This is a genomic window from Sharpea porci, assembly GCF_009695655.1.
GTDB lineage: Bacteria > Bacillota_I > Bacilli_A > Erysipelotrichales > Coprobacillaceae > Sharpea > Sharpea porci.
This window is the reverse complement of record NZ_VUNM01000004.1, coordinates 29010-41863: the sequence shown is the minus strand read 5'-3', so window position 1 is coordinate 41863 and position 12854 is coordinate 29010. Positions and strand designations below refer to the sequence as shown.

15 protein-coding genes and 1 tRNA gene are annotated in these 12854 nt (G+C 37.1%); 11 read left to right on the top strand and 5 right to left on the bottom strand.

Annotation, left to right across the window (positions count from 1 at the left end; translation table 11 throughout):
• The first annotated feature begins 43 nt into the window (after window positions 1-43).
• The 3 genes from FYJ79_RS03295 to FYJ79_RS03285 all read left to right on the top strand — a co-directional run bounded on the left by FYJ79_RS03295 (window position 44) and on the right by FYJ79_RS03285 (window position 4692).
• On the top strand, window positions 44-1312 hold the full coding sequence (locus FYJ79_RS03295) for an aminotransferase class I/II-fold pyridoxal phosphate-dependent enzyme (protein WP_154514542.1): 1269 nt from the start codon (window positions 44-46) through the stop codon (window positions 1310-1312).
• A 302-nt stretch (window positions 1313-1614) separates the two neighbouring features.
• The gene (locus FYJ79_RS12410; RefSeq protein ID WP_195837003.1) at window positions 1615-2196 is read left to right on the top strand and encodes a hypothetical protein; all 582 of its coding nucleotides are present in this window, start codon (window positions 1615-1617) and stop codon (window positions 2194-2196) included.
• Between the two features lie 345 nt (window positions 2197-2541).
• On the top strand, window positions 2542-4692 hold the full coding sequence (locus FYJ79_RS03285) for a glycogen/starch synthase (protein WP_154514541.1): 2151 nt from the start codon (window positions 2542-2544) through the stop codon (window positions 4690-4692).
• 252 nt (window positions 4693-4944) lie between these two features.
• Here FYJ79_RS03285 and FYJ79_RS03280 read toward each other — a convergent pair whose 3' ends face one another.
• The gene (locus FYJ79_RS03280; protein WP_154514540.1) at window positions 4945-5703 is read right to left on the bottom strand and encodes a sulfite exporter TauE/SafE family protein; all 759 of its coding nucleotides are present in this window, start codon (window positions 5701-5703) and stop codon (window positions 4945-4947) included.
• Window positions 5704-5778: 75 nt separating this feature from the next.
• Window positions 5779-5931 (bottom strand): hypothetical protein, encoded by a 153-nt coding sequence (locus tag FYJ79_RS03275; RefSeq protein ID WP_154514539.1) that lies wholly within the window; start codon window positions 5929-5931, stop codon window positions 5779-5781.
• Window positions 5932-6106: 175 nt separating this feature from the next.
• Between FYJ79_RS03275 and FYJ79_RS03270 the strand changes: the two genes are divergently transcribed.
• Complete coding sequence (locus FYJ79_RS03270) at window positions 6107-6607, top strand: NUDIX hydrolase (protein ID WP_154514538.1); 501 nt, start codon at window positions 6107-6109, stop codon at window positions 6605-6607.
• Here FYJ79_RS03270 and FYJ79_RS03265 read toward each other — a convergent pair.
• Window positions 6585-7016, bottom strand: coding sequence for an HAD domain-containing protein (locus FYJ79_RS03265; protein WP_154514537.1), 432 nt, complete (start codon window positions 7014-7016; stop codon window positions 6585-6587). The genes FYJ79_RS03270 and FYJ79_RS03265 overlap by 23 nt on opposite strands.
• Window positions 7017-7067: 51 nt before the next feature.
• Between FYJ79_RS03265 and FYJ79_RS03260 the strand changes: the two genes are divergently transcribed.
• A complete protein-coding gene (locus tag FYJ79_RS03260) occupies window positions 7068-7481 on the top strand; it encodes an EamA family transporter (RefSeq protein WP_154514536.1) in 414 nt (137 codons plus the stop codon).
• Between the two features lie 243 nt (window positions 7482-7724).
• Here FYJ79_RS03260 and FYJ79_RS03255 read toward each other — a convergent pair.
• A tRNA-Trp gene (locus tag FYJ79_RS03255) sits at window positions 7725-7798 on the bottom strand.
• 95 nt (window positions 7799-7893) lie between these two features.
• Between FYJ79_RS03255 and FYJ79_RS03250 the strand changes: the two genes are divergently transcribed.
• The 6 genes from FYJ79_RS03250 (at window position 7894) to FYJ79_RS03225 (ending at window position 11477) form a co-directional block, all read left to right on the top strand.
• Window positions 7894-8244 (top strand): rhodanese-like domain-containing protein, encoded by a 351-nt coding sequence (locus FYJ79_RS03250; RefSeq protein WP_154514535.1) that lies wholly within the window; start codon window positions 7894-7896, stop codon window positions 8242-8244.
• Between the two features lie 36 nt (window positions 8245-8280).
• Complete coding sequence (locus FYJ79_RS03245; protein WP_154514534.1) at window positions 8281-9072, top strand: HAD hydrolase family protein; 792 nt, start codon at window positions 8281-8283, stop codon at window positions 9070-9072.
• Entirely contained in the window at window positions 9065-9310 is a 246-nt protein-coding gene (locus FYJ79_RS03240; RefSeq protein ID WP_154514533.1) for a hypothetical protein, read from the top strand. Before FYJ79_RS03245 ends, FYJ79_RS03240 begins: the two co-directional genes overlap by 8 nt.
• 5 nt (window positions 9311-9315) lie before the next feature.
• Complete coding sequence (locus FYJ79_RS03235) at window positions 9316-10245, top strand: dipeptidase (RefSeq protein WP_154514532.1); 930 nt, start codon at window positions 9316-9318, stop codon at window positions 10243-10245.
• 127 nt (window positions 10246-10372) lie between these two features.
• Complete coding sequence (locus FYJ79_RS03230; RefSeq protein WP_154514531.1) at window positions 10373-11245, top strand: ROK family protein; 873 nt, start codon at window positions 10373-10375, stop codon at window positions 11243-11245.
• Between the two features lie 37 nt (window positions 11246-11282).
• A complete protein-coding gene (locus FYJ79_RS03225; protein WP_154514530.1) occupies window positions 11283-11477 on the top strand; it encodes a PspC domain-containing protein in 195 nt (64 codons plus the stop codon).
• A gap of 70 nt (window positions 11478-11547) precedes the next feature.
• Here the strand turns inward: FYJ79_RS03225 and pepT are convergent, their stop codons facing one another.
• Window positions 11548-12765, bottom strand: coding sequence for a peptidase T (pepT, locus tag FYJ79_RS03220; protein ID WP_154514529.1), 1218 nt, complete (start codon window positions 12763-12765; stop codon window positions 11548-11550).
• Window positions 12766-12854: the final 89 nt, after the last annotated feature.

Sequence of the window (12854 nt, the reverse complement as noted above, 5' to 3'; positions counted from 1 at the left end):
AAATTATTTCATGTGTATAATAAACACAAAAAGGAGAGAGAAGATGAAAGCTTATAAAGATTTATCAAAAGAAGAAAGAGAAGAAGAATTATCACGTTTAAAGGCTCAATATCAGAATTATCTTGATATGCATCTCTCACTGAATATGGCGAGGGGTAAGCCAGGCAGTGACCAGCTTGATTTATCAAGAGGAATGTTGGATGTTATTAATGCCAATTCTGATTTAACGGCATCAGATGGCACAGATGCGAGAAACTATGGCTGTCTAGATGGTTTGCCTGAAGCTAAGAAACTGATGGCTGATATGATGGATAGTCAACCTGAAGATATGATTATTTATGGCAATTCCTCATTAAATATCATGTATGATCAAATATCTCGTAGCTATAGCTTTGGCGTAATGGGTGAAACACCATTCTGTCAGCAGGACAAGATTAAGTGGTTATGCCCAGTTCCTGGCTATGATCGCCATTTTGGAATTACAGAATTTTTTGGCTTTGAAATGATCAATATCCCAATGGATGAGCATGGTCCTGATATGGACATGGTAGAAGAATATGTCAAAGATCCTTCAGTGAAAGGTATTTGGTGTGTACCAAAATATTCTAATCCAGGTGGAGTGGTTTATAGTGATGAAGTGATTCACCGTCTTGCTGCATTAGAGCCAGCTGCTAAAGACTTTAGAATTTATTGGGACAATGCTTATTGTGTTCATCATCTTTATGAAGAAATCAATATTCCTGATATCTTAGAAGAATGTAAGAAAGCAGGTCATCCTGATCTTGTCTATAAATTTGGGTCAACAAGCAAGATTACCTTCCCAGGTGCAGGTATTGCTGCTTTAGCTACATCACCTAACAACAAGAAAGATATTCTTAATCAGATGAAGCATCAGACTATTGGTCATGATAAGCTTAATCAGTTAAGACATGTTCGTTACTTTAAGGATATCAATGGCTTAAAGGAACATATGAAGAAACATGCGGATATCATTAGACCTAAATTTGAAGCCGTTGAAGAAGTGCTTGATCGTGAATTAACAGGTTTGGGTGTTGGCAGTTGGACAAAGCCTAGAGGGGGTTATTTCATTTCCTTTACTGGCAACAAGAATACAGCTAAAGCCATCGTCAGCAAGATGAAAGAAGCAGGTGTTGTGATGACAGGAGCTGGTGCTACCTATCCATATGGCAAGGATCCTGATGATGCGAATATTCGTATTGCCCCTACTTTACCACCGCTTGATGAAATAAAATTAGCTGCTGAAGTCTTTGCGACAGTTGTCAAAATGGTCTCTTTAGAACAATTACAATAAATTAAAAAAGTGCTCATATAAAGGGCACTTTTTCTATTTCTTAAGATTCTTAATTTCTTAAGAAATTGCTTAAGAAATGCTTAAGAAACTCAAAAAATATTGATAAATTCAATAAAATATTTGACAAAAATTCTTAAGTTTTGTATAGTATAGGAGAACTTAAAAAGCGAGGTAAATTTATGATGAATTGAAAGAAACTCAGTGCGTTAGTATTAAGCTTTGCATTAATCTCTGGCGTACAGGTATCAAAAGTTAACGCTGAAAGTACAAAAGATACAAAACAAGAACTGATTACCATCAATGTGGCTACACAGGCAGCTTCTACTAAACAAAGCTTACAGGCAGCCCATGAAGAAACAGCTAATGTTGTCAAAGAAACAGCAGCTAAGATCCAGGCTGAAATTGATGCCCAGAAGGCAGCTGAAGAAGCCGCAAGAAAAGCAGCTGAAGAAAAAGCAAGAGCAGAAGCAGAGGCTAAAGCTAAGGCTGAAGCAGAAGCTAAGGCAAAGGCTGAGGCAGAAGCTAAAGCAAAAGCTGAAGCGGCTGCAAAGACACAGGTTCAACCAACACGCTATGTTAGTCGTGGTGGAAGACTTTCTAAGAGCGCTGGTGTTTTCAATGGCCCAAGTGGTAAAGAGTCTTTTTATAATATGAATATGAGTAATGTTGTGAATGCGATGCGTGCAAGAGGCAACAATGCGAGATACTGGGTAAGAGAAGATGGCGTTAAGATGCTAGGTGACTATGTCATGGTGGCAGCTAACTTATCCATTCGTCCAAAGGGCACAATCTTACCGACATCATTAGGTATGGGTATTGTTGTGGACACAGGTTCCTTTGCGGCACGTAATCCAACACAATTAGATATAGCTACTGCATGGTAGTATTGGTGAGTCACGGTGAGTACTGTGGCTCTTTTTTGTATGATGAAAATACAGCATAATCTTGATAAACAAAGTAACAAGAAATTTGTGCTTTGTGATAAAAGAATAAATAGAATTCATTAGCATAAAGGATTAACGTAATGGTGTTACATGATTAATGATTTATAATTCTTAGACAAATGATTAACCGCTATTATCTAGAAATAGATCTAAGTGTCATTTTCACAACTTTTGTTTTCAAATTGTGAAAGAGCTTTGATTTTTCTTAAGAGAATTTCATCGAGCATTTTTTCAAATCTAAGAATGTGATATAATGTCTTCAATGATTAAATGGAGGAGAACATTATGCCAGCAAAATCAACGAGAAAAAAGAAAACGCATACAGTAAAAAAGGCTGTAAAAACGGTTAAAAGAAATACAAAAGCTACTGCTGTAAGTCCTGATCCAGTAGCTACAGATATAAAAGCAGTAAAACCTGTGACTGAGGTTAAACCAGCTGCGAAGAAAGTAGAAACTAAGGTAGAAGCTAAACCTGCAGCTAAGAAAGCTGAAACTAAGGTGGAAGCAAAACCTGCTGAAAAGAAAGTAGAAACTAAGGCTGAAGCTAAACCTGCAGCTAAGAAAGCTGAAACTAAGGTAGAAGCAAAGCCTGCTGAAAAGAAGGCTGAAGCTAAGGCAGAAGCTAAACCTGCAGCTAAGAAAGCTGAAACTAAGGTAGAGGCAAAGCCTACTGAAAAGAAATCTGAAACTAAGGTAGAAGCTAAGCCAGCTGCGAAGAAAGTAGAAACTAAGGCTGAAGCTAAACCTGCAGCTAAGAAAGCTGAAACTAAGGTAGAAGCAAAACCTGCTGAAAAGAAAGTAGAAGCAAAGGCTGAAGCTAAGCCAGCTGCGAAGAAAGTTGAAACTAAGGCTGAAGCAAAGCCTGCTGAAAAGAAGGCTGATGTTAAGGCGGAAGCTAAACCAGCTGCAAAGAAAGCTGAAGCAAAGGTAGAAGCTAAGCCTGTTGAAGAGAAAAAAGAAGAACCTGTAAAAGAATTACCACAGCCAAGAAGAAGTGTGGCATTCATTGGTTCTGAATGTTATCCATTTGTGAAGACTGGTGGATTAGGGGATGTTATGTATGCATTGCCTAAGGAATTAGCTAAGCAGAATTGTGATGTTAAGGTTATCTTGCCTCGTTATGCTTGTATTCCTGAAAAATATCAGGAAAAGATGGTCTATCGTGGATCATTTGATATGAATTTATGTAGTGATGGTCGTTCATTCTATGTAGGTATTATGGAATATGTATGGGATGGGGTTGTTTATGATTTTATTGATAACCAGGAATTCTTTACAAATGGTAATCCATATACGAACTTAATTGATGATATTCCAAAGTTCTGTTATTTCTCAAAGGCTGCTTTGGCGGCATTGAATTATATGGATTGGGAACCAGATGTCATCCATTGCCATGACTGGCAGGCTGCATTAGTTCCTGTATATCTTGATACAATGTTCAAAGATACACCTATTGGTGGAGCTAAGACAGTTTTAACTATTCATAACTTACGTTTCCAGGGTATTTATGATAAGAGGATGATTTCATACTGGACTGGTCTTCCTGACTATGTCTTCAATAAGGATGCATTGACTGTAAAATGGTTGGATGCCAATATGCTTAAGGGTGGTCTTACTTATGCAGATGCGATTACGACAGTATCTGGTACATATGCATGGGAAATTCAGACACCTGAATATGGTGAAGACCTTGATGCACACTTAAGATATCATTCTGGTAAGTTAAGAGGTATTGTCAATGGTATTGACTATGATATCTGGAATCCTGCAACTGATCCTAGACTTGCGAATAACTATGATTTAGGTAATGTTTTAACAGAAAAACGTAAAAACAAGAAAGCTTTACAGGAAGAATTAGGCTTGGAAGTAGATGATGGTAAGTTTGTGATTGGTCTTGTTTCTAGACTTACTAATCAGAAGGGCTTAGACTTAGTCAATGAAATCCTACCTCAGCTTATTGATGGCAACACACAGGTTGTCATTCTTGGAACCGGTGATGCGCAGTATGAAGATAGCTTCAGATATTATGAAAATGCTTATAAGGGACAGGTATGTTCAAATATCATGTATGATGAAACAAGAGCACATCATATCTATGCAGGCGCAGATGCATTATTAGTGCCTTCTCGCTTTGAACCATGTGGACTCACACAGTTAATCGCTATGCATTATGGTGATATTCCTATTGTCAGAGAAACAGGTGGTTTAAAAGATACTGTTGAACCATACAATGAATATACAAATTGGGGCAATGGCTTCACATTTGATCGTTATGAATCTGGCTTATTGTTGGATGCTGTTAACAGAGCTAAGACACTTTATTTCACAAATAGATGGTGCTGGGATGAAATGGTACAGCGTAACATGGATAAGGATGTAAGCTGGGAATCTAGTGCAAGACAGTATCGTGATCTCTATGTCGATTTAACAAGATAATAAAAAGATTTGTCTTTATACTTGAGGTCTGCTTAGCAGACCTCTTTTTCTTCAATTATCATTTTGATGTTTTACGGTTACAAAATAAAAAGGGGTGAAATATATTGATATAATCGATATGTTTCACCTTTTTTAGAGATTGTTTTTATTTCGTGCTTTTTATGTTTAGAATTAGTATGTTGTTGTATTAAAGGTATTTATCACTTCATCATCGTGAATGATAGGCATGGACTGTCTCAGTATAATCCCTTTTTAATATACATGCACCATCTTCAATAATAACATCACCAGAACAATACCAATAACAGGTTTTACAATCTTACTTCCTTTCGTCATCATCATACCAGAACCTAAATAATTACCAGCCATATTACATATAGCCGCAAATAAACCTAAACCAATTATCACCTGACCATTTAACAGATAGACAGTTAAAGCAGAAATATTAGTTGTAAGATTAATGGCTTTGACTTGACCGTTGGCATGTTTAATAGCCATATGGCCAAAGATAGTCAGAATGATGAGCAGGAAGGTACCTGTTCCAGGGCCGTAAAATCCATCATATATACCAACAATCAATGCAGCAATGAGGGAAACAAACATTGTTCGTCTGGTGATCTTAAAAGGATGATGGTGATCATGAAAGAGATTTTTGTTGAAGACAAAGAAGGCTGTGATGGGGAGGATGGGAATCATAATCTTCTCTAGGATATCGTTGTTTGTGATGAGGGCAAGATGGGCACCAATGGTTGAACCAATGATGGCAAGTATGATGGAAGGCAAGGCTAGTTTCATATGAATAAGTCCATTCTTGAGAAAACGTACGGTTGATAGTGCTGTGCCACAGGTTGATGACATCTTGTTTGTAGCAATGGCATTATGGGCGGGAAGTCCTACCATCATATAGACAGGCAAGGAAATCAGCCCACCTCCACCTGCAATCGCATCGACAAAACCAGCTAGAAAGACTGCTGTACCAACAATAATATAGGTCAGAAAATGCATTGACATAATGTGTCCTCCCTTGATGGACTCATTATACACGAATAAGCACAAAAGAAAAGAACTGGTTGAACCAGTTCGTTGTTAATACCGTAGAAAGTAGAAAAGTAAGAAGATGTAGGAAATCATAAATCCAAGTGATGATACAGTAGCATTCAAGCCACAATAGAGCATCAAGAAGTACAAAGCAACAAGAACAAGAAAATATATAAATAACTGGGTTCTTTTTGTCAACATACATCCCACCTCTTTTCTACGCATATTCTACCTTGATTATTTTTATGAATAATGCATAGTGAGATAAAGAGTTTGTTAAGAAAAAAGAAAAAAGTTAAGGAATTGTAAAGACATGTGCAAATACATCACGTGTTGTAGGAAATTGTGCTAAAATATGGGAAAAGGAGAGGAATGTATGGCTGAATATATTGATATCTATAATGACCAAAAGGAATTAACTGGAGAGCGCTTAGAACGAAAAACCAAATTAAAAGAAGGGCAATATATGTTATATGTGTTAGCTCTCATTGAAAATGATGGTAAGTATTTAATTACGAGAAGAACGCTTGATAAGAAGTGGGCTGCTGGACAGTGGGAAATTCCTGGTGGTGGTGTAAGTGCTGGAGAAACAAGCATGCAGGCATTACAGAGAGAAGTGTTTGAAGAAACAGGACTTGATATCAGTTTATCACGCAAGGAATTGATTTATTCTTATAAGAATATTGATTTAAAGCGTGGGGATAATTATTTTGTTGATATGTATCTCATTCATGCTGATTTTGATATCGAAGATGTACATATTCAGGAAGATGAAGTCTTGGAATGGAAAATGGCAAGCTTAGAAGAAATTGGTGAACTTGAAAAAAGTGATGGCTTCTTGCATTATAAACGTATTATGCAGGCACTTCATCAATAAGAATCTTGTACGCTTTATGGAGATCTGATGGACGAAGACCATATCTTGCATCAATAAGAACAAGATGTCTTTTTAGCTCATCATTATAATCACTAAAGCAATCATCATCGAGAATGACATAATTCTGGATCTTATGGTCATGAATATAATCAATAATACCTTGACCACGATGAACCATATCATCCTTAGTTATTCCATCAAGATGAAGATGACAGCTTTCTAAAGCAAGCTTACATTCTTGAAGAGCAGCAGGTACAAATTTCCAGTTAGAAATTAATATAATCTTTGCCTGTGTTTCATCAATAAGCTTTTTCAGCATGATGAGATGAGCAGAATGAATAGAGCGTTTATTGGCAGGATGTTTATTATAGGTATTTAAAACACCGTCTATATCAAGAAATATATACATGATCCTCACCTCATTTACTATGATAACATGAAATTTAAGGAGGAAATATTTATGTGGGTATTATTTGCATTTTTATCAGCAATCTTTGCAGCATTAACTTCAATTTTAGCGAAGGTTGGTATTGAAGGCGTCAATTCCAATCTTGCGACAGCTATTCGTACTGTTGTTGTTGTCATCATGGCATGGGGCATGGTCTTTTTAACACACGCCCAGTCAGGCATCAGCAATATTGGCACAAAGAGCTGGATTTTCCTGATTCTATCAGGCTTAGCTACAGGGGCATCATGGCTTTGCTATTACAGGGCTTTACAGATTGGCGAAGCTAGCAAAGTTGTTCCTATTGATAAGTTAAGTGTCATTATAACACTAGTCTTAGCCTTTGTTTTCTTGCATGAAGACTTTACAATGAAATCTCTTATTGGCTGTATTCTTATTGGGGCCGGCACACTCTTTATGGCTATCTAGTAGTAAAAGTGTATGTAATAAGTTAGCTTAATTTGATTTAAAGCAAAGACGAAAAGTTGTTAAAATGAATAAGCGGGTGTTCATGACTTCGTAGTAGAAGAAAAGAGCACCTGCTTTTATGAATTATTAAGAATAATCTTATTAATTCGTCAAGTGAGAAAATGAAATACAAATTGAAAAGAGGTGGAATTTCCACCTCTTTTAGAAAAAGAAAAAGTCTTGTTTCCAAGACTCATAATCAACTGGCAGGGGCTGCAGGAATCGAACCCGCATCAACGGTTTTGGAGACCGATGCTCTACCATTGAACCAAGCCCCTATGCTTGTTGCTTGTTTATATTAACACAATATTTTCTTAAAAGCAATAGTCAAAATGTAGGATTGATGTTAGAATGTGTTCGTTGAGGTGATTTGATGTTTGGGTTAACGAAGAAAGTTGAAAGCAAAGAGATTAATGAAGCTTATCAGGAATTTCTTGATAATCCTGATATTATTCTTTTGAATGCGGATGAATATCGTGACTTTGAAACATTACATATTGTTGATTCACAGAATTTGCCTTTACGCGTTATTAATAGTGATGCCAAGAATTTACTTGATCAAGAGGCTATTTACTATGTTTATGCCATCTTAGAAGGGACAGCCTTTGAGGCATGTCGTCGTCTTGCGCGCTTAGGCTTTACAGCCTATAATCTTGGTAGTCAACAATATTTTCATGGACCAGAAGAAGGTCTTAAAAAGAAGAATAGGAAACGGAGAAAGTAGAGAATGGGTCATTCTCTCTTTTTTACAAGAAAAAATATGGAATTATTTTGTTTTGATGTTGATGGTACGTTGAGACAGACTGGTGGAGAACATATTGTCCCAGAAAGTACCATTCAAGCACTTAGATTATTAAAGGAAAAAGGACATAAAATTATTGTTTCAACAGGACGTGGTTATGATTCTTTGTGCCGTACACAAATCTTTGATATTGCGGATTTTGATGGCTATGTTGTCAATAATGGCCAGCTTGTTCTTGATGGACAAAGACGGATTATAGAGAAGCATGTGATGCCTGTTAAAATGGTTCATGAAGTTCTTGATGTAGCCAACAAGCTCAATCTATGTGTAGCTTTGAAGATGGATCATCGTTTGATGAATAAAGAAGCTGATGAATATGTTTATGAAACACAACGTTATTTTGGCAATATCATCCCAGAAGTTAGAGCATATGATGAAAAGGAAGATGTTTATGCCATTTGTCTTTATGGACCTAAGGGCTGGGATTATGCTCCCTATTGCAAGATTGAAGGCTTAGAGATAGCACCAGGACTTTCGACTTATGCCGATGCTTCCCTTGGAGCTGTCTCAAAAGCAAGTGGGAATGAAGTCTTTTGCAGGTTGTTTCATACTGATGGCTATATTGCTTTTGGGGATAGTCAGAATGATTTAAAAATGTTTGAAAATGCAAAAGTTTCTATTTGTATGGGAAATGGTGATATACTAACAAAAAAGATAGCTGATTATGTGACAAGTGATTTAGAGGATGATGGTATTCTTAAAGCTTGTATGCATTATGGCTGGATCAAGGAGGGTGATCTCGATGAGTAAAGAAGAAGCTATGAGAACGGGACATGAATTAGATATTTATGTTGATAGTGAGATGAGTGATGAAAAGACGGGTGCGCTTGATGATTTGTGGCAGTCTATTTATGATCTTGTCCAGGTTGCAACATATGGTATTGTTGAAGAAGATGAAGAGGAATTAAGAAAGGCAATCGCATGGCTTAAGGAAGTACAGCCTTTAACTGATCAGTATCAGGAAACTGATATTTATTTTGAGGTGTAAATGTTATGAAGATTATAGATATGCATTGTGATACGCTTTATGAATTGAATAAACATAGGGATAAGCGTTTAAGACAGAATGATCTGATGATTGACTTAGAGAAGATGGCTAAGTCTGATTATTTATGCCAGAACTTTGGTATCTATACGAATTTACAATCACGCTATGATGCTTTAGATCATGTGATGGATTGTATTGATCTCTTTTATAATGAAATGGAAGCTAATAGTGACTTGATTGTGCCAGCAAGAAACAAAACGGATATTCTAGAGAATAATCGTAATGGGAAAATGAGTGGGATGCTGACACTTGAAGAAGGGGATGTCATTCATGAAGACTTGGCAATCTTGCGTAATTATTACCGTCTTGGCGTAAGAATGATCGCCTTAAGTCATAATCTTGAAAACAATCTGACAAGTCCTCATACAACCCATAATGGACTAAGTGAATTCGGTCGTGCTTATGTAAGAGAAATGGAAAGAATGGGCATGATTATAGATGTTTCACATATGTCCGATGAATGTTTCTATGATGTGTTGTCCATGACGACAAAGCCATTTGTGGCATCACATTCCAATGCCAGAACAATCACCAACAATAGCCGTAATATGAGTGATGATATGATTATCCAGCTGGCAAAGCGTGGTGGTGTCATGGGTATTAATTTCTATGCCCCTTTCCTTAATAGCCGTGCTTCTACATCAAGAGTCCAGGATATGGTCAAACATATCCTTTATATCAAGGATTTAGCAGGGATTGATTGTATTGGGATAGGAACAGACTTTGATGGCATTGACTGCAAGCTTGAAATTAATCATGCTGGTGAAATGAAGAAATTAGAGAAGGCACTAAGAAAAGCAGGTTTAACGGAAGAAGAAGTAGAAAAAATATTCTATAAAAACGTTTTACGTGTTTATCAAAAAGTGCTTGGATAAATCATGGCTTTTCGTATATGACAAAATGGTGCATGGTGACTTTATTTGGGGACTTTTATGAAAGCATTTACAAATACTACACATTCCACTAAAATGTGTTTAGGTTAATTTTGGAGGAAATGGATTTATGAAATTAGGTGCAATTGAAGGCGGCGGAACAAAATTCGTTGTCGGTATTGGTAATGAAAAAGGTGAAATATTTGATCGTGCAAGTTTCCCAACAACAACACCAGAGGAAACAATGGCAAAATGTGTTGAATATTTCAAAGATAAAGATGTTGATGCAATTGGCTTTAGCTGTTTTGGTCCTATCGACCCAGATCCAGAAAGTCCAACATATGGCTATGTTACAACAACACCAAAACCATATTGGGCTAACTATGATGCATTAGGTGATTTGAAGAAAGCTTTCCCTCATACACCAATCGCATTCGATACAGACGTCAATGGTGCATGCCTTGGTGAAGTAACATTTGGTGCTGGTAAAGGCTTAAAGAATGTAGTTTATTATACAATTGGTACGGGTGTAGGTGCAGGTGTCTATGTAGAAGGAAATCTTGTCCATGGCTTAGTACATCCTGAAGCAGGACATGTCCCACTTATTATTAGAGATGATGACCCATATAAAGGAAAATGCCCATATCATGGTAACTGCCTAGAAGGTATGTGTGCAGGTCCAGCTATTGAAGACCGTTGGGGCAAGTCCGCCAAGGAATTACCAGCTGATCATCCAGCTTGGGACTTAGAAGCTTATTATATTGGTCAGGCTCTTGCATCAGTAGTATTGATTCTTTCACCTCAGAAGATTATTCTTGGTGGTGGTGTTATGCATCAGAGTCAGTTATTCCCAATGATTTCTAAGTATATGAATCAGTTCTTAAATGACTATATTAAGCATAATGCATTAAAGGATCCTGATTATATTCAGTGGCCTGCCTTAGGTGATAATGCCGGATTATGTGGCTCTATTGCCTTAGCCATGAAAGCTCTTGAAAAATAAACATGACATGGTAAGATAGCCGTGAGGAGGAATTGCCATGGCTAGAAAAATGTATAAATCATCGACTGATAAGAAAATCAGTGGTGTATGTGGTGGGATTGCGGAATATTTCGATATTGATCCTACGCTTGTAAGAGTCATTGCAGTGTTGTTGATTCTTGGATGGGGCTCTGGTCTTATCCTCTATATTGTACTTGCACTTGTAATGCCTTATGACTATGAAGTGAAATAGGGAAGAAGCTTAGCTTTTTCCCTTTTTTTGTATAGAAAAGCACCAGCCTCTTAAAGGCTGATGCTTGTTTTTAGTCTTCAATATTATTCTTAATCATTCTCAGAATAAGTTCGACACCCTTTTTCATCTGAGTTAGTGATGCATATTCATATTCACCATGATAGTTATAGCCACCAGTACCTAAGTTAGGACATGGTAAGCCTTTGTAGGAAAGCATAGCACCATCAGTACCACCACGAATAGGTGTTGGTCTTGGATCCATGCCTAAATCACGCATCGCAATATCAATCTGTTCAACGATATGAGGGACTTTAACTATAATGTCCTTCATGTTGTCATATTGATGAACATATTCAATCTGGACACTATTTTCATGAATCGTATTAAGATAATCAGCTGTGGAACTCATACGTTCCATCAGTTTATGCATTTTACTCATATCATGCTCACGTAAGAGATAAGTCAAAGTAGCACCTGAAACATCACCATGCATATCATAGAGATGATAGAAGCCTTCATAGCCTTCTGTTGTTTCAGGACGGTTGGCTTCACCAAGCATGCTATCGAAATTACGTGCAATTGTGAGGGCATTGACCATCTTGCCCTTAGCATCACCAGTATGGAATGACTGACCAGTAATATGGACAATCGCTTTATAGGCATTGAAGTTTTCAAAGTTATACTGGTTGATATCTCCACCATCTACTGTATAGGCATAATCGGCATTAAAACGTTCAATATTGAAATGTTCAGTCCCTCTCCCTACTTCTTCATCACATGTAAAGGCAATCTTGATATCATTATGTTTGAATTCGGGATGGCGATACATATATTCGGCAACAGACATAATAATCGCAATACCAGCCTTATCATCAGCCCCTAGGAGGGTTGTACCATCGGTTGTAATGATATCATGATGAATGAGATTTTTGAGTTCTGGATATTCTTCGGGATCAAGATACATCTTCTTTTCATCGTTGATTGTAATGACCTGCCCATTATAATTACGAATAATCTGAGGATTGACATTTTCCCCACTAGCATCAGGACTCGTATCCATGTGGGCAATAAAGCCCATAACATCACCTTGATCAGTATTGCCAGGAATTGTGCCATAGACAATACCATATTCATCCTGCATAACATCCTGGAGTTTTAATATACGCATTTCTTCTGCTAAAAATTCTCCTAATACCTTCTGTTTATCAGTCGAAGGTGATGTTGTTGATTCTTCACTAGATTGTGTATCGAAACTAATATATTTTAAAAATCTACTCTCTATTTTCATATGAACACCTCTTTGACTATTATACAAATTTCCTGTCTCTAATACTAGACAAAAGCGTGATTTCTCCCTATCATAATCACGAGGTTGAT